1 rRNA gene is annotated in these 210 nt (G+C 44.8%); it reads right to left on the bottom strand.

The features are described 5' to 3' along the window. Positions 1–83: 83 nt before the first annotated feature. Positions 84–210, bottom strand: a 23S ribosomal RNA gene (locus PV403_RS25260); the annotation flags it as partial.

The raw sequence follows: 210 nt of genomic DNA, 5'->3' as shown, positions 1-210 counted from the left end.
TTTGCTCCCTGAAAACTAGATACGAAACAATCTTTGCAATTTATAGCATATGCTTTCGAAGTAGCTTTCCTTCAGAAAGCTTTTAGGATAAGCCCTCGACCGATTAGTACTGGTCAGCTCCATGCATTGCTGCACTTCCACCCCCAGCCTATCTACCTCGTCGTCTTCAAGGGGTCTTACTAATTGGGAAATCTCATCTTGAGGTGGGCT

Source organism: Paenibacillus sp. GYB006, from assembly GCF_036577645.1.
Lineage (GTDB): Bacteria > Bacillota > Bacilli > Paenibacillales > Paenibacillaceae > Paenibacillus.
This window is presented reverse-complemented; position numbering and strand designations above follow the sequence as displayed.